This window comes from Micromonospora sp. C81 (assembly GCF_018070425.1).
GTDB classification, from domain to species: Bacteria; Actinomycetota; Actinomycetes; order Mycobacteriales; family Micromonosporaceae; genus Micromonospora; species Micromonospora zamorensis.
Genome location: NZ_JAGPXS010000013.1, coordinates 129,880 through 150,773 on the forward strand (window position 1 = coordinate 129,880; position 20,894 = coordinate 150,773).

The 20,894-nt window shown below is 69.9% G+C and carries 23 protein-coding genes and 1 pseudogene; 9 read left to right on the forward strand and 15 right to left on the reverse strand.

What is annotated here, in order from left to right; genetic code table 11:
* Nucleotides 1-26: 26 nt before the first annotated feature.
* The 4 genes and pseudogenes from KBX46_RS21390 to KBX46_RS21400 form a co-directional block, all read right to left on the reverse strand.
* A pseudogene (locus KBX46_RS21390) lies at nucleotides 27-410 on the reverse strand (class I SAM-dependent methyltransferase); the annotation flags it as partial.
* Nucleotides 394-792 carry an NUDIX domain-containing protein gene (locus KBX46_RS32630; RefSeq protein WP_247667908.1) on the reverse strand — a complete coding sequence of 133 codons (399 nt, stop codon included), beginning with the start codon at nucleotides 790-792 and terminating at the stop codon, nucleotides 394-396. The gene KBX46_RS32630 and the pseudogene KBX46_RS21390, both read right to left, overlap by 17 nt.
* 78 nt (nucleotides 793-870) lie before the next feature.
* Nucleotides 871-2,136, reverse strand: coding sequence for a prolyl oligopeptidase family serine peptidase (locus KBX46_RS21395; protein WP_210793793.1), 1,266 nt, complete (start codon nucleotides 2,134-2,136; stop codon nucleotides 871-873).
* A 94-nt stretch (nucleotides 2,137-2,230) separates the two neighbouring features.
* Nucleotides 2,231-2,728, reverse strand: a complete 498-nt coding sequence (locus KBX46_RS21400; protein ID WP_210793794.1) for a hypothetical protein — start codon at nucleotides 2,726-2,728, stop codon at nucleotides 2,231-2,233.
* Between the two features lie 56 nt (nucleotides 2,729-2,784).
* Between KBX46_RS21400 and KBX46_RS21405 the strand changes: the two genes are divergently transcribed.
* Nucleotides 2,785-3,345: an HAD domain-containing protein gene (locus KBX46_RS21405; RefSeq protein WP_374225005.1), complete on the forward strand. Its 561-nt coding sequence runs from the start codon at nucleotides 2,785-2,787 to the stop codon at nucleotides 3,343-3,345.
* On the opposite strand, the gene KBX46_RS21410 is transcribed toward KBX46_RS21405, so the two are convergent.
* Entirely contained in the window at nucleotides 3,346-3,825 is a 480-nt protein-coding gene (locus tag KBX46_RS21410) for an arginase family protein (RefSeq protein ID WP_210793796.1), read from the reverse strand.
* 502 nt (nucleotides 3,826-4,327) lie between these two features.
* Here KBX46_RS21410 and KBX46_RS21415 point away from each other — a divergent pair.
* From KBX46_RS21415 to KBX46_RS21435, 5 genes are all read left to right on the forward strand, one after another.
* Nucleotides 4,328-5,767 carry a glycoside hydrolase family 43 protein gene (locus tag KBX46_RS21415; RefSeq protein ID WP_210793797.1) on the forward strand — a complete coding sequence of 480 codons (1,440 nt, stop codon included), beginning with the start codon at nucleotides 4,328-4,330 and terminating at the stop codon, nucleotides 5,765-5,767.
* A gap of 85 nt (nucleotides 5,768-5,852) precedes the next feature.
* Nucleotides 5,853-7,319, forward strand: coding sequence for an RICIN domain-containing protein (locus KBX46_RS21420; RefSeq protein ID WP_247667909.1), 1,467 nt, complete (start codon nucleotides 5,853-5,855; stop codon nucleotides 7,317-7,319).
* A 113-nt stretch (nucleotides 7,320-7,432) separates the two neighbouring features.
* Nucleotides 7,433-8,128, forward strand: a complete 696-nt coding sequence (locus KBX46_RS21425) for a VOC family protein (RefSeq protein ID WP_210793799.1) — start codon at nucleotides 7,433-7,435, stop codon at nucleotides 8,126-8,128.
* A 49-nt stretch (nucleotides 8,129-8,177) separates the two neighbouring features.
* Nucleotides 8,178-9,017, forward strand: a complete 840-nt coding sequence (locus KBX46_RS21430) for a helix-turn-helix domain-containing protein (RefSeq protein ID WP_308159653.1) — start codon at nucleotides 8,178-8,180, stop codon at nucleotides 9,015-9,017.
* A gap of 65 nt (nucleotides 9,018-9,082) precedes the next feature.
* Nucleotides 9,083-9,664 carry a dihydrofolate reductase family protein gene (locus tag KBX46_RS21435; RefSeq protein WP_210793800.1) on the forward strand — a complete coding sequence of 194 codons (582 nt, stop codon included), beginning with the start codon at nucleotides 9,083-9,085 and terminating at the stop codon, nucleotides 9,662-9,664.
* Between the two features lie 67 nt (nucleotides 9,665-9,731).
* On the opposite strand, the gene KBX46_RS21440 is transcribed toward KBX46_RS21435, so the two are convergent.
* The 9 genes from KBX46_RS21440 to KBX46_RS21480 all read right to left on the reverse strand — a co-directional run bounded on the left by KBX46_RS21440 (nucleotide 9,732) and on the right by KBX46_RS21480 (nucleotide 16,443).
* Entirely contained in the window at nucleotides 9,732-10,391 is a 660-nt protein-coding gene (locus tag KBX46_RS21440; protein ID WP_210793801.1) for an MSMEG_1061 family FMN-dependent PPOX-type flavoprotein, read from the reverse strand.
* 149 nt (nucleotides 10,392-10,540) lie between these two features.
* Nucleotides 10,541-10,975 (reverse strand): hypothetical protein, encoded by a 435-nt coding sequence (locus tag KBX46_RS21445; RefSeq protein ID WP_210793802.1) that lies wholly within the window; start codon nucleotides 10,973-10,975, stop codon nucleotides 10,541-10,543.
* Nucleotides 10,976-11,017: 42 nt separating this feature from the next.
* On the reverse strand, nucleotides 11,018-11,881 hold the full coding sequence (locus tag KBX46_RS21450) for an LLM class F420-dependent oxidoreductase (RefSeq protein ID WP_210793803.1): 864 nt from the start codon (nucleotides 11,879-11,881) through the stop codon (nucleotides 11,018-11,020).
* A 9-nt stretch (nucleotides 11,882-11,890) separates the two neighbouring features.
* Nucleotides 11,891-12,757, reverse strand: a complete 867-nt coding sequence (locus KBX46_RS21455; RefSeq protein WP_210793804.1) for an S-methyl-5'-thioadenosine phosphorylase — start codon at nucleotides 12,755-12,757, stop codon at nucleotides 11,891-11,893.
* Between the two features lie 54 nt (nucleotides 12,758-12,811).
* Nucleotides 12,812-13,234 carry a hypothetical protein gene (locus KBX46_RS21460; protein WP_210793805.1) on the reverse strand — a complete coding sequence of 141 codons (423 nt, stop codon included), beginning with the start codon at nucleotides 13,232-13,234 and terminating at the stop codon, nucleotides 12,812-12,814.
* Nucleotides 13,231-14,397, reverse strand: a complete 1,167-nt coding sequence (locus tag KBX46_RS21465; protein WP_210793806.1) for a molybdopterin-dependent oxidoreductase — start codon at nucleotides 14,395-14,397, stop codon at nucleotides 13,231-13,233. Before KBX46_RS21465 ends, KBX46_RS21460 begins: the two co-directional genes overlap by 4 nt.
* Nucleotides 14,394-15,059, reverse strand: a complete 666-nt coding sequence (locus tag KBX46_RS21470; RefSeq protein ID WP_210793855.1) for a class I SAM-dependent methyltransferase — start codon at nucleotides 15,057-15,059, stop codon at nucleotides 14,394-14,396. The genes KBX46_RS21465 and KBX46_RS21470 overlap by 4 nt, the downstream gene beginning before the upstream one ends.
* A gap of 29 nt (nucleotides 15,060-15,088) precedes the next feature.
* Nucleotides 15,089-15,769, reverse strand: coding sequence for a DUF2064 domain-containing protein (locus KBX46_RS21475; RefSeq protein WP_210793807.1), 681 nt, complete (start codon nucleotides 15,767-15,769; stop codon nucleotides 15,089-15,091).
* Complete coding sequence (locus tag KBX46_RS21480; protein ID WP_210793808.1) at nucleotides 15,766-16,443, reverse strand: glycosyltransferase family 2 protein; 678 nt, start codon at nucleotides 16,441-16,443, stop codon at nucleotides 15,766-15,768. The genes KBX46_RS21475 and KBX46_RS21480 overlap by 4 nt, the downstream gene beginning before the upstream one ends.
* Nucleotides 16,444-16,590: 147 nt before the next feature.
* On the opposite strand from KBX46_RS21480, the gene KBX46_RS21485 reads away from it, so the two are divergent.
* Nucleotides 16,591-17,955 (forward strand): hypothetical protein, encoded by a 1,365-nt coding sequence (locus tag KBX46_RS21485; RefSeq protein ID WP_210793809.1) that lies wholly within the window; start codon nucleotides 16,591-16,593, stop codon nucleotides 17,953-17,955.
* On the opposite strand, the gene KBX46_RS21490 is transcribed toward KBX46_RS21485, so the two are convergent.
* Nucleotides 17,927-19,006, reverse strand: a complete 1,080-nt coding sequence (locus tag KBX46_RS21490) for an NAD-dependent epimerase/dehydratase family protein (protein WP_210793810.1) — start codon at nucleotides 19,004-19,006, stop codon at nucleotides 17,927-17,929. The two genes, KBX46_RS21485 and KBX46_RS21490, sit on opposite strands and share 29 nt — an antisense overlap.
* 155 nt (nucleotides 19,007-19,161) lie before the next feature.
* Here KBX46_RS21490 and KBX46_RS21495 point away from each other — a divergent pair, with 155 nt between their 5' ends.
* Nucleotides 19,162-19,857, forward strand: coding sequence for a response regulator transcription factor (locus tag KBX46_RS21495; protein ID WP_210793811.1), 696 nt, complete (start codon nucleotides 19,162-19,164; stop codon nucleotides 19,855-19,857).
* A complete protein-coding gene (locus KBX46_RS21500; protein ID WP_210793812.1) occupies nucleotides 19,850-20,866 on the forward strand; it encodes a sensor histidine kinase KdpD in 1,017 nt (338 codons plus the stop codon). The genes KBX46_RS21495 and KBX46_RS21500 overlap by 8 nt, the downstream gene beginning before the upstream one ends.
* Nucleotides 20,867-20,894: the final 28 nt, after the last annotated feature.

The window sequence follows — 20,894 nt, forward strand, 5'->3', positions numbered from 1 at the left end:
TTCGGCGGCACGGCGGGGGATCGGCATCAGGCTTTCTGGGCGAGCAGATACCCCTGGGCGGGGCTGTCCGGCCCATCGGCGGGCACGCCGCCCCAGAACACGGTCGTGAAGCCAGCGTCCGTGACAGCTCCGGCCTTGAAGGCGGTCACCAGATACCCACCCGGCTTGACGACGCGACACAGCTCGCCGTAGGCCGCCGGTCGATCGGCCGGGGCCAGGAAAATGAGGGAGTGCCAGCAGACCACGCCTACCAGCGACGCGTCCTCGAAGGGCAGCTCACGCAGGTCGGCAACATCGAACCGGAAGGTCGCATGGTCACGCCGAGCCACGCGGATCATCTCGGGTGAAAGGTCGACTCCCCAGGGTGTCAGGCCCCTGGTTGCCAGATAGGGCTCAAGGCGTCCCGTCCCGAAGCAGCGCCGCCAGGTCGCCGAACACCAGGGGAAGGCCACCCAGCTCGTTGATCCCGACCCAAGCGATGTCGTCATGCTCGTCGGGTGCACGGTTGGTGGGAGAGCCGACCCAGTCTCCAATTTTCCAGACGCCCACGTGAACGGCGTCCTCGCCACTGCCGGCATGCCAGTCGCCCAATCGTGAAGCGGACTCCGCCACGATGTGAACACCCAGCTCCTCGTGCATCTCCCGCGCGAGTGCTTGTAGTTCGGACTCACCCGTGTCGACATGGCCCCCGGGCAGATCCCAGAGATCCGGGTATGCCCGGCGGGTCGGGCTGCGGTGGACCAGCAGGACCGCGCCGTTCTCAACGAGTGCACCTGTGACGACGACATGCATGACCGGATTGGAGCACAGGGATGGGACAAGCCCGCTCCAGCCGACGGTGCGCCCGCCCGCTTGACCCCGGACGGCGGATCACCGACGGCGGCGGGCCATCCACTGCCAGATGTGGGTGCCGTTGCGGCTCGGGTCGTTGCGGGCCACGTAGATCCAGGACCAGTGACCGGGGAACTGGTAGCCGTTCCAGACGACGTGGTCGTACAGGGTGATCCGTGAGCCCGGGATGAGGTCGTGGGCATGGATCGTGTTGGTCTCGGGTGGCACCGTGTCGTCGTCGAGCGAGGTGACCAGCCAGGTCGGGGTCTGGATCTCCGCCAGCTCCTCATCGGTGATCAGCGGCGGCCCCTCCCCGCTGAGCGGCTCGACGATGCCGCAGATCGGCACCGACGCGGCGAACAGGTCCGGATAGGCGACGGTCATCTCCAGGGACATGTAGCCGCCGTTGCTGCAACCGGCCACGTAGATCCGGTCCGGGTCGACGCGCTTGCGGCGGACGAGGTCCTGGACGATCTCCCGGATCAACGGGGCGAACCGGGGGCCGTCCTCCATCCAGTAGGAGGTGCTCTGCGGAGCGACGACGTACGCGCCGGAGAAGATCCGTTGAGCCTCCGGGGTGGCGAAGCCCAGGGCGCCCCGGTTGGCGCGCAGCGTGGTCTCGTTGTCGTAGTAGTCGTCGGGCAGTGAGGCACCCTCGCCGCCACCGTGCAGCCAGAGGATCAACGGCCGCCGACCGTGGCGGGGCGAGCGCTCCGGGGAGTACAGCCGGTACTTCAGGCCCGAGCCGGAGACGTGGTGGCTGAACGCGTCCACCTCGGGGTTCGACAGCCGCCCCTGCACGAAGCGCGTGATGGTGACCGGCGAGCCGTGGCGCCGGACGAGTGGGGTGTTCTGCCTGATGGTGTAGACGAGGTCCAGCCGGACGTTGCGGCCCCTGCTCACGATGTAGCCGAGGGTGCCACCGCCGGGTTGACCTTCGGCGTGGCTCAGCTCCAGCACGATGTTTCCGTGCCGGTCGAGCCGGGCCGTGGTCACCGTGCGGTCCAGGTCGTACTCGCTGAAGATCTGGTCCCCGGGAGCGATCGGGATCGGGCTGGTGGCCTTGGCGTGGACGGTGAACGTGCCGGGGGTGAGCCCGGCGGGGTCGATCGGCCCGAGCCGGCCGGTCTCCAGGGTGACCGAGGTGACCTGCTCACCGCCGTCAAGGGTCCTCGCGTCAAGGGTGAATCTCACGCTGGTGGGGTGGTGGCCACCGGCGTGGGCTGCGGCGCCGGGCAGCGCGAGGCCGATGGCGGCACCGGCACCACCGGCCAGGACGGTGCGGCGAGTGACAGACGTGGACATGCGGGCCCCCGTACCTGTGCGGCATAAAGACGGTCATCAATGACGTTTCAACCTAGCGCCGCAGATCAGACATGTCCAGGATCGTACGAAGTGCTCAGACGGCAGGTTGACGCCACTGCTTGAGCCGGCGCGCGGGGAAATCGCCGGCAGGCGACCAGAGCTGCACCCGCCACCTGTCGCCGGGGGTGGTCGAGCCGGGCCAGCCCCGGTTGACGAACCCCCGACCCGATATTCGTGCGGCGTACCGGCCGCTCGGCACCTCGAAGGTGACGACCGTGTCCGTGGGGCTGAAATACTGGAGCACGTCATCGACCACCAGGAGGCTGGCCTCGAAGGCCTCCTCCCAGTCTTCGCGATCATCAGGCGGCGGGTCGTCCCACACCTCCAGACGGAACGGCATCTCGAAGTTGTTCTGGTGAGGGGAGATGACGACGACCCCCGTGTCGTCTGCCGCGATGCCTGAGCCGTTGATCGCCTGTTCCAGCAGGGTCATATAGTCGGCGTCGGGCGATGGGTTGCCGTAGAGGCAGAACTGGCCGTAGTCGAGCCGCAGGGTTCTTTCCTCGACCCGGCGCGGCACGGGAGCGCTCACCCGGGACATTGTGCCCGATGAGCGGCACAAGGTCACCCGCACGATACGGTTCGCGCGTGACGCATGGTCTTGCCAACCTGCCCTTGGTATTTCTCGATGTGGACGGACCACTGATCCCGTTCAGGGCCAGGTCGGTTGGCGGTGGGCACTCCTTCACGGGTGCCGTGGCACGTTCCTCAGGAGGCGCCGGCAACCCCTTGCTCGACCGGATCGACCCAGCTGACGGTCAGCGGCTGTCGGCTCTGAATTGCCAGTTGGTGTGGGCGACGACGTGGATGGCCGACGCGAACGAAGTCATCTCGCCACTGCTCGGCCTACCTGCCCTACCTGTCGTCGAATGGCCGGACGACGATGAGGATCCAGCGCACGGCCTGCACTGGAAGACCGCATATCTGACGCAGTGGGCGGCGGGACGACCGTTTGTCTGGCTCGACGACGAGACGACCGACGTTGACCGGCGATGGGTCGCGGCTCATCATCCGGCGCGAGCGCTGCTGCACCGCGTCGACCCGTACAAGGGCCTGACCGACGCGGATTTCGCAGCCGTCCGTCGATGGCTTGCCCACCTGGATGACTCCCCTGAACGTCTGTGCGCGCCGGCTGTTCAGAGTGTTTGATCAGCGGACCCCGCCATCGGGTGCTGTCGGCCGGGCACCGGTCAGCCCGAGTGCGTCAAGCACCTCATTGAGGACCTGCTGGTCGTGCGCGAGCTGCGGAACGTACTCGGTGATCCCCACTCCGGCCACCTGGTGGTGGGCGCGCAGCGCGGTCAGCGATCGCGTCAGCGTGGCGGTTGTCAGGCCGTCGGGCGTGGGGACGGCCACGGCAGGCAACGCGGACGGGTCCAGCACGTCCAGGTCGAGGTGTACGTACACCGCGGCGTCGGGCGGGGGTAGCTCGGCCAGTCGGGCGGGATGCACGCCCAGCGTTGACGCGTCCAGGAGCAGCAGCCGCAGGGAATGCCGTCCCGCTCGGCGAGCTCGCGGGTGTGTTCCAGGGGTGGTGAGGGCAGCCAGTGCGGTCGCGCCCTCGCGCAAACGGAGGTCGTCCGCGCCCTGCCACGTCGGTACCAGTACGTCGAGGTCCCGGCTCCACATGCCGACAATCCTCTCGGTGGACTGGCTCCCGGAGCACTCTGACAGCGGGCTGTGGCTCAAGCTGTTGTCGGACCGTTGACCGCCGCGCTCGGCTGACCGGCTGAAAGCCGGCGACACCATGAGAGGAGGCGTTGCCCACGGTCTGGTTCGTCACCGGGCACCTGCGCCCGTTGGCTCAGTGGCAGGTCGCAGGCCGTGCTGCGCCGAGTGGAGCACGTCGGCGCGCCACCGGCACCGCCGCTCGCTGTGGTGGCGGCACCTCAGCCGAACGAAGGTCTTCGATGCCTTGACACTCCAGATGCGATCGCTAACACTGGTCTGCAACGTGACGTTAACGAAGTGGACACACGGCGCCTTCGTCAACCTGAAGCGCCAGAGCCACCCGTTCCGCCAGGTCGCTGCCGCCTAGAAATCGCAGAACCCCAAGCCTCGCCGCGTCACGTCTGTTAGCGCTAACACCATCCGACCTCCTCGTATGCCCCTCCGCGAAGGAGAGAGACCCATGTCGAGAGTCCTTGCCCGGCTCTGCGCGGTGGCGGTCACCGCGTGCCTGCTGTTCACCACCTGGTCGGCGGCGACGCCGAAGGAGGCAGCCGCGCTGGATCCGACCGTCGGCTACCTGATGGCGCACTTCACCGGCGAGTCGTCGACCAACCAGCAGATCTACCTGGCCCACAGCACCGACGGCCTACGCTGGACCGACCTCAACAACGGCGGGCTCGTGCTGCGTTCCACAGTCGGCACCCGTGGCGTCCGCGACCCCGCCCTGGTCCGCTCGCCCGCTGGTGACCGCTACTGGATCATCGCCACGGACCTGTGCATCGGCTGCGGGCAGGACTGGTCGACCGCGATCAACAACGGCAGCCGCAACTTGGTCGTGTGGGAGTCCATCGACCTGGTCAACTGGTCGGCGCCGTGGCTGCTGAACGTCGCCGGCCCGATCCCGGACGGACGCAACGCCTGGGCTCCGGAGGCGATCTGGAACCCGGCCACCGGCGACTACGTCCTCTACTGGGCGACGAACGTGCCGCTCAACGGGGCGGCCAAGCACCGCATCTACTACTCGCGCACGGCGGACTTCCGCAGCATCACCACGCCGCAGGTCTACCTCAGCCGGCCCGGCAGCCAGGAGATCATCGACACCCAGATCGTCGAGGTGCCGACCGGCGTCGGCGCCTACCGCTATGTCCGGGCCTCCCGGGACGACCAGATCACCATCGAGGGCAGCAACTCCCTGCTCGGCACCTGGACGACCCTCGGGAACCTGTCCGGTATCGGGCTGACCGGGGCCCAGGTCGAGGGCCCGATGTGGATGAAGTTCAACTCCCGCAACGAGTGGGTTCTCTACCTTGACCAGTACGCCACCGGGCGCGGCTACCTGCCCGTCCTGACCACCAACCCGTCGAGCCCGAGCGCCTTCCGGCTGCCGGCGTCCGGCTCGTACGCCATGGGTGGCACCAAGAAGCGGCACGGTTCGATCCTCAACCTGACCGCCGCGGAGCAGACCCGCGTGCTCGCCCGCTGGCCCGCCACCGCGATCAACCGGGTCCAGTCGTACAACTTCCAGGACCGGTATGTGCGCCACGCCGACTACGACGTCCGCATCGACCCGAACGTCAGCCCCGCGCAGGACGGCCAGTGGCGGGTGGTGCCCGGCCTGGTCGGCTCCGGCACTGTCTCCATCCAGTCGGTCAACTTCCCGGGCCACTACCTGCGCCACTACGGGTTCGACTTCCGGCTGGAAGCCAATGACGGCACCGCCACCTTCGCCGGCGACTCCACGTTCCGGCAGGTCGCGGGCCTCGCCAACTCCTCGTGGACGTCATTCCAGTCCTACAGCCACCCGGACCGCTACATCCGGCACTACGCCTATCTGCTCCGGCTCGACCCGGTCTCCGACGCGCAGAGTCGCGCCGACGCCACCTTCCGCGTGACGAGCTGAACCCCGACTGCGGGTGACACCGATTGGACAGGTCATGACACACACCAGCTTGCCCCTGGAGCACGTATCGCGGAGCACCCGGTTGATGCGCCGGATACTGATCGCCCTGGCGGCCGCGATGACCGCGATGGTCGGCGTCGTCGTCGTCACGTCGTCGCCGGCCACTGCCGCCACCAACCAGTTCCGCGGCATGAACTGGGCAGTGCTGGGTGACAACTTCAGCACCGGCCCGCTCGTCGTGCAGGGCCTGAGCTCGTCCGACAGCAACGCGACAGTGCGGGCCAAGGCCAATGCCCTCTACGACGACATGGCCTCCACCATGGGGGTCAACACCGTCCGGCTGCCCATCAACACCCACACGGTGGGGACGGCGTGGTGGGACGCCTACCGAGGCGCCATCGACGCCGCCACCGCCCGCGGATTCAAGGTCATCCTGGCCTACTGGGAGGACGGCGCCGCCTCCGGCGGCAGGATCACCAACCTCGCCGCCTGGAACGCGATGTGGTCGACGGTGACCAACACGTACGGCTCGAACACCAACGTCTACTTCGAGCCGATGAACGAGCCGCACGGTTACAGTTCGGCGGAGTGGCGCACGGTTGCGGCCAACTGGCTCAGCTACCACTACTCGGCCGTGCCCGGTCGGGTGCTCATCGGCGGCACCGGCTTCAGCCAGGACCTGCGGGACATCTGCAACGACAGCCGCTTCAACGCGACGCTGCTGTCCTTCCACCACTACGCCTTCTTCTACGGCGCAATGACCTACGACGCCTTCCGAAGCCACATGCAGACCCGTCTCGGCAACTGCGCCTCACGGGCGGTCGCGACCGAGTTCGGCGCGCCCATGAACGACGGCCGCAACTACGCCGACGCCAGCAGCACGGACAACTTCGTGCGACACATCCGCGCCATGGCCCAGGTCATGCGCGACAACCAGATGGGCGGCACCTACTGGCCCGCCCTCGGCGGCAAACCGGGCAGCATCGGATACGACTGGTACTCGATGTTCTCCCTCAGCGGCAGCGGCACCGACCTCAACCTGACGGTCCGCAACACCTCCGGCGCTGACCAGATCCGGTACGCGTGGGGCGACACCAGCGGGGGAGGCCCCACGACGCCTCCGCCGGCGACGGGCACGTTCTACCGGATCACCGCGCGGCACAGCGGCAAGGCCATGGACGTCCAGTCACCGAACACCGACAACGGTGCGCGCGTCGGTCAGTACACCTACGGCGGCAATGCGTGGCAGCAGTGGCAGTTCCAGGACGCCGGCAGCGGCTACTGGCGCATCGTCAGCCGGCACAGCGGAAAGTGCCTCGACGTGGTGAGCGCTTCCACCGCCGACGGTGCCGAACTCGTCCAGTACACCTGCGGCACCGGCACCAACCAGCAGTTCCAGATGGTGACCAACGGTGGCTACTTCCAGCTCCGCGCACGCCACAGCGGCAAATGCGTGGACGTACCGGCGTTGTCGACGGCTGACGGCGTGGTCCTGAAGCAGTATTCGTGCAACACCGGCACCAACCAGCAGTGGTCGCGCACGGCCCTCTGAGGTTCGACTCGGCCTGAGGTGATGCGGACCGTGGCGATGGTGCGGATCCTCGCCGACCAGGCCGCGTCTGCCAGCGGGCGGAAGTCACGACGGGCACATGTGAGGATGCCTGAATGGAACAGACACTGAGTCGGCGGGCGGCCTCGGACGCGATCAGCGACCAGGGATGGCGGTATCTGCTGGGCGCGATGCGCACGTCGGTCCCCGTCGGCTCATTGGTCCAGGCAGCCGACGTGGCGGCGCGCGTGGTGGCGGCGTGCGGCAGCGACGCCGATGGGCACCTACGCGCTGATATCCGGCCAGACCGGGTCGTCTTGACCCTTCAGTCGATGGATCAGGCGGCGCTCACCGCTTGCGATATCGACCTTGCGCATCGGATTTCCGCCGCCATGCGGGCCGTTGGGCTACGGACGGAGCCTGAGATTGGTACGGGAGCGCCGCGGTCGGTTCAGCTCGTGGAGATCGCTGTCGACGCGCTCGACATCGCAGCGGTCCGGCCGTTCTGGAAGGCCGTGCTGGGCTACACGGACGAGCCGGGAGCCGACGGTCCCAAGGATCCCATCGTCGACCCGGTCGGGCAGAGTCCGACGATCTGGTTTCAGCAGATGGACCAGCCACGCCCGGACCGGAATCGCATCCACTTCGACATCTGTGTCCCGCACGACGAGGCACCACGGCGGATCGAAGCCGCGCTGACGGCCGGTGGCCGACTTGTGTCCGCGTCCGATGCTCCCGCCTTCTGGGTTCTCGCCGATATCGAGGGTAACGAGGCTTGTGTGACGACCTGGCAGGGCCGAGACGACTCGTAGACCGGCCAGTCAATGTTGCGGCCGGCGCCGCGTCGGCGATGCTGTGCGCGTGGAGTACGTGTCCCGAGTGCCGCGACCGCCGCTGGACGGGCTGATCGACGACCTCTACTACCTGGAGGGTGCGCCGCCGTACGCCCGGCTGACGCTGCCGGCAAGTCCGGCGGCGTTCCTCATCGTCAACCTCGGGGCGCCGTTCCGCATTCGTGCCGGCACCGACATCGAGACGGCCGAGTACGCCGACGGCTGCGTGGTCACCATGCCCACCCGCGCCTTCGAGTTCAGCTATCCGTCGGTGACCCGGTCCGTCGGCGTGCACTTCAAGCCCTGGGGGCTGGCGCTGTTCCTGCCGATGCCCGCGGCCGAGCTGTGTGACCGGCCGGTGACGGTGGAGCAGGTGTGGGGCCGGCCGGCCATTGCTGAGCTGCGAGACCGGCTGAACGCGGCAGACGGACCTCACGAGATGCTGACGCTGTTGGAGCAGGAGCTGATGCGACGGCTGGGCGACGCGGCCGGCCTGGGGCTGGTCCGCCACACGAGCAGCGTGATCGCGGCGACCAGCGGGGCGGTGGCTATCGACGACCTGAGGGTTTCAGCCGGTGTCAGCAGCACTCACCTGGCACAGCGGTTCAAGGAACTCATCGGCGTCACGCCGAAGCGGCTGGCCCGCACCTACCGCTTCACCGTCACCGTGCTCTCGATCAACCCCGCCGAACCGATCGACTGGGCCGACCTCGCCAGTAGGGCGGGCTACTTCGACCAGGCCCACTTCGGCCACGAGTTCCGGGCGTTCACCGGGCTCACACCGACACGGTACGTCGAAGTCCGGCGACGGTTCCTGCGCGAACATCCCGGCCACGTGCTGGACGGCTGGCCGCTACCGGCCGATTGATTTCTTACAAGAACGGCAGCTCACGAGACTCTAACCTGAGGGCATCCGCAATCAGAGGAGCGCCCATGGGCAAAGTGGTCATGTACAGCTCGGTGTCGGTGGACGGCTTCATCGCCGACGACAACGACCAGCCCGGACCGCTGTTCGACTGGTTGCTCAGCGGTGACGTGCCGTTGGACGAGAGCGGCGCGTTGAAGGTGTCACAGGCGTCCTACGACTACACCCGGTCCTACTGGGACCAGATCGGGGCGACGATCACCGGCCGCCACGTCTTCGACATGACGGACGGCTGGGACGGGAAGCCTCCGAGCGGGATCGACCACGTGGTCGTCGTGACGCACCGGCCGCAGCCCGAGGGCTGGGACCCCGAGGCGCCGTTTCACTTCGTCGACGGCGTCGAGGCAGCCGTGGCCAGGGCGCAGGAGCTTGCGGGTGACCGCATCGTCGAGGTCGCCGCCGGCGACGTCGGCGGACAGGTGCTTGCCGCGGGCCTGGTCGACGAGGTGCGCATGGACGTCGTACCCGTCGTGTTCGGGTCCGGCAAGCGCTACTTCGGGTCGGTCGACGCGCAGCACCTGTTGGAGGAACCTGACGCGGTGATTCCGGGCAACCGGGTGCTCCACCTGCGCTACCGGGTGCGCCGCTGACCGATGAGCGGGTACGCGAAGAAGTCTGCGAACGGTGACACACAATCGGCCTGAGGCGCTTGTCCCGTCACTCGTACCGGTACTTCAGCGAGTCCGCCTCCGTCTTCTCGATGTCGGCGATGGTTAGCTCCGGCATCCGCAGTTGGGCCAGCGTCACCTCGGCCGAGGTCGGCTGGGCGTCCGCCGGCAGCCACTGCTCCGGCTTCCAGGCCCCGCTGCGCAGCAGTGCCTTGGGACAGTGCGGGTAGACCTCCTCGATCCCCAGCACCAGCGCGCTGGCCGGTGGCTTGCCCACGGCGGTCAGCTGCGACAGCAGCTCCGGGCGGGTGGAGACGCAGGCCCGGCCGTTCACCCTGAGCGTCGTGGTGCGCCCAGGGATGACGAACATCAGCCCGGCCCGCCCGGTGGCGATGACGTTCTGCAGGGTGTCCAGACGTTTGTTGCCGGTGGCGTCCGGTATCGCCACCGTCCGTGCGTCCAGGACGGCGACAAACCCGGCGGGGCCGCCGCGCGGGGTGACGTCGCAGTTGCCCTCGGCGTCCACGCTGGCCACCAGGACCAGCGACGAGCAGGCGATCAGCCGCCGGGTCTGCTCGGTGAGTTCGGTCATCTGCTTTCGCACGGCCGCGTCACTGGGGAGTTCGTAGACCCGGCGAAGCGCCTCCTGGTCGGGTACGGCGTCGAGGCGCAGCGAGTCGAAGGCTGTGGCGGCAGGGGCTGACGTCATACCGCCCGATCCTAGGGTGCCTATCGAATGAGTGGTGATCTTGCTTCTGCGGCCGGCCGTGCTTACCTAGAATGGCCGCATGCGGCAGGCGCTGAAGGAACTCACCTTCTCCGAGCACTCCGAGTGGTTCGGCCTGGTTCCGACTGGCGCTACGCCCAGGGCGGGGTGAACAGGCCAACATACCGGCGAGCACGGGGCACTGGGTCGCGCCAGAACTGGTCCGGCATCCGGTGGTGGTGCTCTGTACAGAATTCAGCGAGATCGACAGTGATCCCGACGCGCTCCAGCGGATGGCCCTCGAAGTCGGCGTTGACGGCCAACAGTTGCGGCTCCGGATTCCACCCCGAATGGTCGAACGCCCAACCATTCCAGCTCGCGTAGGCGTGGAAGATCTGCGTGTCGCCCGCCAGACGCACCGCCGCCACGTCGATCGACCGGGCGGGGTATGCGTCTCGACAGGCCCAGGCGAGGATGTGACACGCTCCGGCAGCGAAGAAGGCCTGGTCAGCCCGGGCCCAGGCGACCTGCTGATCTGCTCGCTCGAGTGCCGTCCGGCGGAACGCTCCCGCTGCCTCTGCTGTCACCACCCCATCACCTCACACCGGACGCGGGCCTTCTGTGGAAGGTCAGATCAGGATCGCGGCGAGAGCGCGGAACGCGTCGGCGGGGAACGCCGTGGCGTCACCGCCGTTGAGCACCTGGACCGCCACCTCGTCCGCGCCGGCCCGGTAGTGCTTTTCCAGCCCGGCCGCGACCTGCTCGGCTGTGCCCCAGGGGATCAGGGTGTCGACGAGGCGGTCGCTGCCGCCGCCGGCGAAGTCCTCGTCGGTCCAGCCGAACCGCCGCAGGTTGTTGGTGTAGTTCGGCAGTGCGAGATATCCGCTCGTGTACTGCCGGGCCGTGGCGCGCGCGGTGGTGGGGTCTGCGTCGAGGACCACCGCGACCTCGGGAGCGAGGAGCCGGTCTGGCCCGAGTGCCGCGCGGGCCTCTGCGGTGTGTTTGGCAGGGACGAAGTATGGGTGCGCCCCGGCTGAACGGTCGCGGGAGAGTTCGAGCATCCGTGGGCCGAGTGCGGCCAGGATCCGCCGCTCCGGAGGGAGCCCGGCAGCGTCAAGACCGTCGAGGTAGTCCACCATCTTCGAATACGGCTTGCGGTAGGCGGTGCCACTGCCTTCCAGCAGCACAGCGTGACTGGCGCCGAGGCCGAGCAGGAACCGGCCGGGATGGGCCCGCTCCGCGTCCTGCGCGAATGCCGCCACCTCAGGGGGCGACGAGTGCCAGATGCTCACGATCCCCGACGCGACCCCGATGCGGGTGGTCCCGTCCAGGATCTCCCGGAAGCGGGGGGCGACGTTCTCCCCGAAACCGCCCGAGAACCAGAGCCGTGCATAGCCGAGCTCCTCCAGCTCGGTCGCGGCATCGATGGCCGCACCCCGACTTTCGCTGACGAGGAAGAACGGTTGCCACACGCTGACGAGTCGTTGTGCCATACCGAAACACTAGTCATGCCGAGCGTCATCGGTGGTGCCGTTCTCCGTGCCCGCTGGGCTCCAGTCGCAGGGGCAGTCGTCCTGGCCCTCCGGCAACGTCGTCACCGCCTCGCTGAGCAGGCCGCGCAGGCGATCGACGTTTCGTGCGAAGACCGCGAACACCTCCTGCTGGGTCACACCGTGACCGACCTCGACGCCGGAGTCGAGGTCGGTCACCAGCGACAGCGCGGTGTAACACAGTGCCAGTTCGCGTGCCAGAACCGCTTCGGGGTGGCCGGTCATGCCGACGACCGACCAGCCCTCTCGGCCATACCAGCGTGACTCGGCGCGGGTGGAGAACCGGGGCCCCTCGATGACGACCATGGTGCCGCCGTCGACCGGCTGCCAGCCGGCGGAGCGGCCGGCGTCGAGGACCGTGGCGCGTCCGACCGGACAGTAGGGGTCGGCGAACGGAGCATGGACCACCCCGGGCAGCTGCCCGTCGGCGCCGGGCGTTCCGTCGTGGTAGGTCTGCTCGCGGCCGCTGGTCCGGTCGACCAGTTGGTCCGGCACGACAAGGGTCCCGGGGCCCAGATCCGGTCGCAGGCCGCCCACGGCGCCCGCTGCGAGCACCTGGCGGACACCGATCGCTCGCAGCGCCCACAGGTTGGCCCGGTAGTTGATGCGGTGCGGCGCAAGGGTGTGACGCCGCCCGTGGCGGGGCAGGAACGCCACCGGGCGCCCGGCGAGTCTCCCGATGGACAGGCCGTCGCTTGGCGGTCCGTACGGGGTGTCGACGGTGAGGTTGGCGACGTCGTCGAGGAACTCGTATAAACCGGATCCGCCGATCACGCCGATCGGTGGTCGGTCGGCAGTGGGGACTGGTCCTTCTGACATGCGAACTCCTCCTCGGAGCGGAGCGGAGTGGAAGGAAGCGCGTGTGGGACCCACTCACTGACGGTCGGCTCGTCGGTCCCTGACGCGGCGGCTGACCGTGCCGACCACCAGAGCGACAGCGGTGACGGCCCAGATGACGGCCAGCCCGGCAGCGAGGCCCAGCGGATGGTCGCGGTCCGGCAGGCCCGGGTTCGGAGGTGCCGAGGGCGGTCGCCACAGCAGTGGCACCGCGATCAGCAGCAATGTGGCGCTGGCCAGCAGGCCCGCGCTGATCCAGGCCCGGCGTAGCCGGTCTGTCACCAGCCGGCCCAGCGCCAGCCCGACCAGCCCGACCAGCGGTGCCACCAGGAGGTCGTGCAGCACCGGGCCGCCGATCAGCCAGGGCACTGGGGTGCCGAGCTGGGGGAGGAGCAGCCAACCCCCGTACGCCGCCGCCGCGGCACCGAGTGCGACCAGGAACAGGCGGACGGCTCTCACCGCAGCACCTCCAGTCGGGCCACCCACTTGGTCTGGAGGACGCCCGGCCGGCTCGGAGCGATGAGACGGCAGGGGTGTCCGTGGTCGGCGGACAGCTCTTCGCCGTTGATCCGCAGTGCGAGCAGGGTCAGCGGGTCGCCGGCATGGGCCGGCGGGAGCGTGCTTGCCGCGTAGAGACCGTCGGTCTCCAGCGAGGAGACCCGAACCGGTCGGCCGGTCGGCGCCCCGAGCCGTCGGAGCAGCTCGACGACGGGTACGCCGGTCCAGTTTGCGGAGACGCTCCAGCCCTCGACACAGGCGATCGGCAGTGCCGCGGTGCGTTGTGGCAGGGCGGTCAGCTCGGCCAGGGACAGGGTGCCCCGGCCGCCCGGCCAGACGATCTCCAGCCGCCAGTCCGGTGGAACGACGATGCGGGCCGCCGCCGCCGTACGGTTGATCGGCACGCCCTGCGGTCCGGACGCGGACCGCCAGGCCAGCGGGGACACCCGGCGCAGCCACGGCACTGTGACCCCGGCGGTGGCCAGCACGGCGACGCCGGCGACGCCTGCCGAGGTACGCAGGAACGCGCGCCGTCCGGACGAGTCTCGATCGTCGCGCCCGGTGGACGCAGCCTCACCCACATCCTCCCGCCGCAGTGGCGTTCGCAGCGCCGCACTGGCGACCGGGAGCTTCACTGCGATGTGCAGCAGCAACGCGCCCACCACCAGCCAGGCGACCGCGTAGTGCGCCGTCGGAAAGAAGAACCCCCACGGGTACGACTGCGCCACGTTGAACAGGCCCGTGACCAGTTCGAAGAACGCTGCGCAGACCAGGACCAGGACGGAGATCCGTTCGAGGACGTGCGTGGACAACCGGATCGGCTGGCGCAGGGGCGGACGGACGAACAGCCGGGGGTAGACGCTCCACAGTTTGCCGAGCAGCAACGGGATCGCCGCGATCCCGGAGAGCACGTGGACGCCCTGGGTGACTCGGTAGAGGTTGACCGGTCGGGTCGGCCAGGTGAACCAGCCCGGCGGGTGCTGGATGTAGTGGCTCAGCAGTCCGGTGACGAAGCACAGCCCGAACGCCACCCCGAGCCAGAGGCCGAGGCGGGCGGCGACCAGTGGCGAGTGTGACGGCGCCGGAAAGTCCTCCGGGGTGGGAACGCGTGGCTTGTGCTTCATCGGCGCGCCAACTCGGTGAACCAGCGCGGGCCGGACCGGAAACCGTCGACGACCCGCATGCCGGCGGCGGCCGCGGTGCGGTCCATCGCCTCCACCCCGACGCGAGCCCAGCTGAACGCCGATCCACGGCGCGAGCAGGACAGGACGTACGCCTGTCCCTGCCACAGGCCGGCGCCAGGAGGGTCCACCTCGACCACCAGCGTCCCATCGGCCGCGATCAGGTCGCCGCACCGGCGCAGCAGTCGGACCGGGTCCCCGCCGATGCCGATGTTGCCATCGACGAGCAGGGCGTGTGCCCACCGCCCCTCGCCGGGAAGTGGTTCGAAGACGTCACGTCGCAGGGCGACCACACCCCGGCCCCGAGTCAGGCGTACCGCCTCGGCGGAGATGTCCACCCCCAGTGCGACGAGGCCTCGTTGGGCGAGTGCCATGGTCAGCCGGCCGGGGCCGCAGCCGAGGTCGATCGTGGGGCCGGTACACCGGGCGGCGACGGACTCGATCGCCGGTTCGGGTGGGCCGTGCCAGCGGCGTACCGGCAGCAGGTCACGTCGCCCGTCGGCGTGCACCAGCCAGTGTTCGCGTTGCGCCGGGGGCAACGCGGCGGCCGGCGTACCGGAATCGTCCGGACCGGCCGGCCACGCGTCGAGCCTGCCCAGCACCACGTCGAAACCGCCGAGACTGATCGTCGACCTCACCGGAGGCGTCCGCTCACCAGTTGGCCGCCTACCGACGCCACGGCGTCAGCGAACCGGGTGCCGGGTAGGTCGGCCGCGACCGCCAACGCTGTCGGCCAGTCGTCGACATCCCGTTGGACGGACAGGATCGCCGGGTGCACGCCGCGCCCGCGAAGAGCGGCGAGGGTGCGTCGGCCGGTGTCGCCGGTCGACATGGGTACGTCGCGCAACACGCTCCCGTTGGCCGGATCGCGTAACCCGAGTGCCCACCAGCCACCGTCGAATGCTGGTCCGAACACCGCCTCGTGCTCGGCGAGTCGCTCCAGCGCGGCGGTGAGCAGGACCGGCGTGACCTGCGGTGTGTCCATGCCGATCTGCAGCACCGGTCGGCCGGGGAAGGCCGTACCGGTGTCGGCGTGGGCGTTGGCGAGGCGGTCGGCGAACGTGTCGCCGCGCTGCGGGATCAGGTGCCAACCCGTCAGCGCGGCGGTCAGCTCCGCGCCGGACTCGGCGTCGGCGAACTGACCGGTGTGGGCCAGCACGGGAATGGTCGACGCGGTGGCACGCAACGCCGCCAAGGTGTCCAGCAGCGCCGCCGCCGCGATCCGGGCGGCCTGTGTGGGATCAGCGGGCGGGCAGAGCCGGGTCTTGACCAGCCCCGGGACCGGCGCCTTCGCGACCAGGAGCAGGACATTCATCTCCCACCTCCGACGCCGGCGCGCAGCACTCCGGCGAAGTCCCGGGCCGCCCGCACGGTGCCCCGGACCGACCCGGAGACCTTCGACCTGGTGCCGGCGGCGCGGGGCGCGTACGCGACGTCCAGCTCGACGATCCGCCAGCCCGCCCCGGCCGCGCGGAGCAGCAGTTCCAGGGGATAGCCGAACGCGCGGTCGTTGACACCGAGTTGCAGCAACGCTGCCTGACGGGCCACCCGGATCGGGCTGATGTCGTACACCGGGACGCCACGGCGTCGTAGCAACGCCGCGACCAGCGCGTTGCCGGCACGGGCATGCCACGGCCAGGCGTCCGCCGAGACCGGTCGCCGCCGCCCGACGGCGAGATCCGCCCGACCGTCGAGCACCGCCGCGACGAGCCTGGGCAGCTCGGCTGGATCGAACGAGCCGTCCGCGTCGAGGACGCAGACCAGATCGGCGTCCGCTGCCAGCAGGCCGGTGTGCACGGCCGCGCCGTACCCGCGTGTCGGCTCGTGCACGACCCGGGCGCCGTACTCGGCGGCGATGACCGGCGAACCATCTGTGGAGCCGTTGTCGACCACGAGGGCGCGGTAGCCCGGCGGTAGCCCGCTCAGTACGGCAGGCAGTGCGGCCGCCTCGTCCAGACACGGCAGCACCACGTCGATCGTTGTGTGCATACCGGCGACGCTAGGCCCGCCACGCGCCGATCCGACCGCCGTGCCGCCTTACGAATCGCTTACGCGGCAACGGGTCTTACGAGTCCCTGACGTCTCACCGTCGAGCCGTCGGGTGGCTGGTCGGAGGTCGTATCGTCGGCCGTCACCATGACCACGATGACCCGGCCGGGACGATCCCGGCGCGCCGACCTGATCGTCCTCGGTGCCGAGGTGGCACTGCTCGCCGCCGCCGTCACCGTCGGGGCACTGCTCAACCATCGGGGTGTGCGGCTGCACGCTGACGCCGCTCCGCTCTACGCCAGTTGGCAGCCCCATCTGGGTGTGGGCACCCCCGCCGCGCTTCTCGTCGCGGCACTGGGCGTCTGGCACGGCGTGCGCTGGGCGACCGACACACGGTGGCCGTGGCTGCTGGCGGTCGGATACCTCGCCTCGGTGCTCTGGACACTGTCGCTGGCCCTGGTGGACGGCTGGTCCGCCGGGTTGACCGAGCGGCTCACGGTGCAGGCCGAGTACCTGCATGAGGTGCCCCGGGTGACGGACGTCGCCACGATGTTGTCCGGCTTCGCCGCCCGTATCCTCGACTTCCAGCCCGATTCGTGGTCCACGCACACCGCTGGTCATCCACCGGGTGCGTTGCTGTTCTTCGTGGGGTTGGAACGGATCGGTCTGGGCGGCGGGGCTGCCGCGGGGCTCGCCTGTGTGCTGCTCGGAGCCACGGTCTCGGTGTCGGTTCCGGTGACGTTGCGGGCGCTTGGCGCCGAGGACGCGGCTCGGGCGGTGTGGCCGTTCCTGATTCTCTTCCCGGGGGCGGTCTGGGTGGGCGCGTCCGCGGACGGGATCTTCGCCGCGGTGGTCGCGGCCGGGCTGGCGCTGCTGGCGGTGGGTGGTCGGGCCGGGGCCGTACCCGGCGGGCTGCTGCTCGGTCTCGCGCTCTACCTGTCGTACGGGTTCGTCCTGGTCGGGGTGCTCGCCGTGACCGTGGTGCTGCTCCGGGCCCGGCAGCGCCTGGGCGTGTTCCTGCTCGCGGCGGCGGCCGTCGCGGCGGTTGTCGCCGTGTTCACCCTGGCCGGGTTCTGGTGGCTGGACGGCTACCACCTGGTGGCACGTCGTTACTACCAGGGCTGGGCGGCGGAGCGTCCCTTCGGTTACTGGGTCTGGGCGAACCTGGCCGCTCTGCTGCTCTCGGCCGGCCCGGTGGCCGGGCCAGCGGTGCGGCGGGCGGTGGCCGCCCTTGCGATCCGAGGGCCGGGCCGTCCGCTCGCGGCGACCCTCCGGCAGCGGTTCGCCAGCGCCGGACCCACTGTGTGGTTGCCCATCGCGGCGGCGGTGGCCGTGCTCGCGGCGGACCTGTCCGCTCTGAGCAAGGCCGAGGTGGAGCGCATCTGGTTACCGTTCACCGTCTGGCTGCTGGTCGCCACCGCGCACCTGCCCGCCAGCCACCGACGGTGGTGGCTGGCGGCCCAGGCCGCGACCGCGCTCGCCGTCAACCACCTGCTGTGGACGGGGTCCTGACCGTCGCCGGTGCCCGCATCACCGCAGTGGTGAAGTCGGCGACGCCAGCGGCGAAACCGGTGCGGGCCGTGAAACCCAGCAGCCGGGTCGCGCGGCCCGGATCGGCCACCACGTGCCGTACGTCCGCCGCCCGTCCGCCCCCGACCGTGACAGGCGCCGGCCCGCCCATCGCGCTGGCCAACTCGTGGGCCAGCTCACCGACGGTGTGCGGCTCACCCGAGCAGACGTTGACCGGGACCAGCGGCTCCGGTGCCGGTGTCGTCAGCGCCAGCAGGTTCGCCTCGGCAACGTCGGTGACGTGCACGAAGTCGCGCCGTTGCCGCCCGTCCTCCAGGACCCGGGGCGGTTGCCCGGCGGCCAGCGCCGACCGGAAGATCGACGCGACCCCGGCGTACGGGGTGTCGCGGGGCATCCGCGGGCCGTAGACGTTGTGGTAGCGCAGTGCCCAGACCGACCCGCCGGTCTGCCGGGCCCACGCGGCGGCGAGGTGTTCCTGAGCCAGCTTGGTGGCGGCGTACGTGCTGTGCGGTTCCAGCGGTGCGTCCTCCGGCACGAGACCGGGGGAGAGCACCCGGTCACAGCGGGGGCAGGTCGGCTCGTACCGGCCCTCCGCCAGGTCGACGGCTCGGCGGCCGGCGGGCCGGACGATGTCGTGTGTCGGGCAGTGGTAGCGGCCCTCGCCGTAGACCACCATCGAACTGGCCAGCACGAGGCGGCGTACCCCGGTGGCGTGCATCGCCGCGAGCAGGGTGGCCGTGCCGAGGTCGTTGTGCGCGGCGTACCGGGGGGCGTCGGCGGGATCGACGCCGTGGCCGACCATGGCCGCCTGGTGGCACACCGCGTCGACTCCGGCGAGCAGCCCGGTCAGTAGTCCCAGGTCACGGATGTCGCCGACGACGAGATCGTGCCGCTCGGCCCAGGGTGGTGATGTCGCACCGTGCGCCTCCGGCAGGAGCGCGTCCACGGCCACCACCTCGTCCCCGCGGTCGGTGAGCAGATCGGCGACGTGTGAGCCGATGAATCCGGCCGCACCGGTGACAAGTATCCGCATTCCGGTCACCGTATGACCTCGCGAAAGCCCGCGCGGGCCTGCTCGCGCAGCCGTAAGAACCTCGCAAGCTTTTGCTGGTGCGGGCGGACCACGCTGCGTGGCTACGCTGGGCCGATGGACGTGCGGCGAATGACGGGCCGGAACGGGGGAGGTTCGTGACACAGCGCGTGCTGGTGGTCGACGACGATCAGACCGTGAGCGACGTCATTCGTCGTTACCTGGAGAAGGACGGCTTCCAGGTGAGCCTCGCCGCGGACGGGGAAGCGGCCCTGGCGGCGGTGCAGCGGCAGGCACCTCACCTGGTCGTGCTCGACCTGATGCTGCCCCGGATCAACGGCCTGCAGGTGTGCCGGGAGCTGCGAGCCCGTCCGGATGGCGTACCGATCATCATGCTGACCGCACGCGGTGACGAGTCGGACCGGATCCTCGGGCTGCAACTCGGCGCCGACGACTACCTGACCAAGCCCTTCTCCCCCCGGGAGTTGGTGCTGCGGGTCCGCTCGGTGCTCCGTCGTGCCGGCAGTGAACCGCCGCCCGAACGACCGGAGGCGCTGACCGACGGCGAGCTGGTGGTGCACCCCGCGTCCCGCACCGCCCGCCTCGGCGGGACCGAACTGGCCCTGACGCTGCGCGAATTCGACCTGCTCGTCCACCTGCTGCGGCACCCGTCCCAGGTGTTCGGGCGGGCCGAACTGCTGGAGCAGGTCTGGGGCTGGAACTTCGGCGACCACTCGACAGTGACAGTGCACGTACGCCGGCTGCGGGAGAAGATCGAGGCCAACCCGGCCGATCCACGGCGGATCGTGACCGTCTGGGGCGTCGGCTACCGGTACGAGCCCGCCCATGCGTGACCTCCTGCTGATCTTTGCGATCTCTCTCGGCGCGGCACTTGCCATCGGGTTCGTCGGTGCGGTGCTGCTCCGTGCGCTTCGGCGCAGCTCGATCACCGTGCACCTCAGCGTGCTGCTCACCACCACGGTCGTCGCCGTCACCGTCGGGGTGATGGCGGTCGCGGAGGCGATGTTCCTCTCCCCACATGATCTTGAGGTGGTGCTGATCACCGTCGCGGCCGCAGCCGTGGTCAGCCTCGCCGTCGGCGGGCACTTCGGCCGCCGACTGGCACTCGCCGCCGTCTGGCGGGATCAGGCCCGCGAGCGGGAACGACAGCTGGAGAAGGGGCGGCGTGACCTGGTCGCGTGGGTCTCGCACGACCTGCGTACGCCGCTCGCCGGGCTGCGGGCCATGGCCGAGGCGCTGGAGGACCGGGTGGTCCGTGACCCGGACACGGTCGACGAGTACCACCGGCGGATCCGGCTGGAGACCGACCGGATGACCCGGCTCGTCGACGACCTGTTCGAGCTGTCCCGGATCAACGCGGGAGCGCTGCGGTTGTCGCTGACGGCGGTGCCGCTCGGCGAGGTGGTCTCGGACGCGCTGGCAAGCACCGCCCCGCTGGCCGACGCTCGCCGGATCAAGCTGGTCGCCAGCGAGTCCGGATGGCCGATGGTCGCCGCGAGCGAACCGGAACTGGCCCGGGTGGTGACGAACCTGTTGCTGAACGCCGTCCGCTACACCCCGGAGGACGGGACCGTCCGCATCGAGGCCGGCCGCGAGGGGGAGCACGCCTGGCTGTCCGTTGCCGACACCTGTGGCGGCATCCCACCGGCCGACCTTCCCCAGCTGTTCGACATCGCGTTTCGTGGTGAACCGGCCCGCACCCCCGGGCCTGGCGACGGTGGGGCGTCCGGAGGGCTCGGTCTCGCCATCGTTCGTGGCCTCGTGGAGGCGCACGGAGGTCGGGTCGAGGTGCGCAACATCGCCGACGGCTGCCAGTTCATGGTCCGACTGGGCACCGCCTGACCGACCAACGGTGCTCGGCGACCGCAGT

Coding starts and splice junctions, on each gene's coding strand:
- KBX46_RS32630 (WP_247667908.1), bottom strand. CDS start 792: ATGCATGTCGTCGTCACAGGTGCACTCGTTGAGAACGGCGCGGTCCTG.
- KBX46_RS21395 (WP_210793793.1), bottom strand. CDS start 2,136: ATGTCCACGTCTGTCACTCGCCGCACCGTCCTGGCCGGTGGTGCCGGT.
- KBX46_RS21410 (WP_210793796.1), bottom strand. CDS start 3,825: ATGTGGAGCCGGGACCTCGACGTACTGGTACCGACGTGGCAGGGCGCG.
- KBX46_RS21415 (WP_210793797.1), top strand. CDS start 4,328: ATGTCGAGAGTCCTTGCCCGGCTCTGCGCGGTGGCGGTCACCGCGTGC.
- KBX46_RS21420 (WP_247667909.1), top strand. CDS start 5,853: ATGCGCCGGATACTGATCGCCCTGGCGGCCGCGATGACCGCGATGGTC.
- KBX46_RS21425 (WP_210793799.1), top strand. CDS start 7,433: ATGGAACAGACACTGAGTCGGCGGGCGGCCTCGGACGCGATCAGCGAC.
- KBX46_RS21435 (WP_210793800.1), top strand. CDS start 9,083: ATGGGCAAAGTGGTCATGTACAGCTCGGTGTCGGTGGACGGCTTCATC.
- KBX46_RS21440 (WP_210793801.1), bottom strand. CDS start 10,391: ATGACGTCAGCCCCTGCCGCCACAGCCTTCGACTCGCTGCGCCTCGAC.
- KBX46_RS21450 (WP_210793803.1), bottom strand. CDS start 11,881: ATGGCACAACGACTCGTCAGCGTGTGGCAACCGTTCTTCCTCGTCAGC.
- KBX46_RS21455 (WP_210793804.1), bottom strand. CDS start 12,757: ATGTCAGAAGGACCAGTCCCCACTGCCGACCGACCACCGATCGGCGTG.
- KBX46_RS21465 (WP_210793806.1), bottom strand. CDS start 14,397: ATGAAGCACAAGCCACGCGTTCCCACCCCGGAGGACTTTCCGGCGCCG.
- KBX46_RS21475 (WP_210793807.1), bottom strand. CDS start 15,769: ATGAATGTCCTGCTCCTGGTCGCGAAGGCGCCGGTCCCGGGGCTGGTC.
- KBX46_RS21480 (WP_210793808.1), bottom strand. CDS start 16,443: ATGCACACAACGATCGACGTGGTGCTGCCGTGTCTGGACGAGGCGGCC.
- KBX46_RS21485 (WP_210793809.1), top strand. CDS start 16,591: ATGACCACGATGACCCGGCCGGGACGATCCCGGCGCGCCGACCTGATC.
- KBX46_RS21490 (WP_210793810.1), bottom strand. CDS start 19,006: ATGCGGATACTTGTCACCGGTGCGGCCGGATTCATCGGCTCACACGTC.
- KBX46_RS21500 (WP_210793812.1), top strand. CDS start 19,850: ATGCGTGACCTCCTGCTGATCTTTGCGATCTCTCTCGGCGCGGCACTT.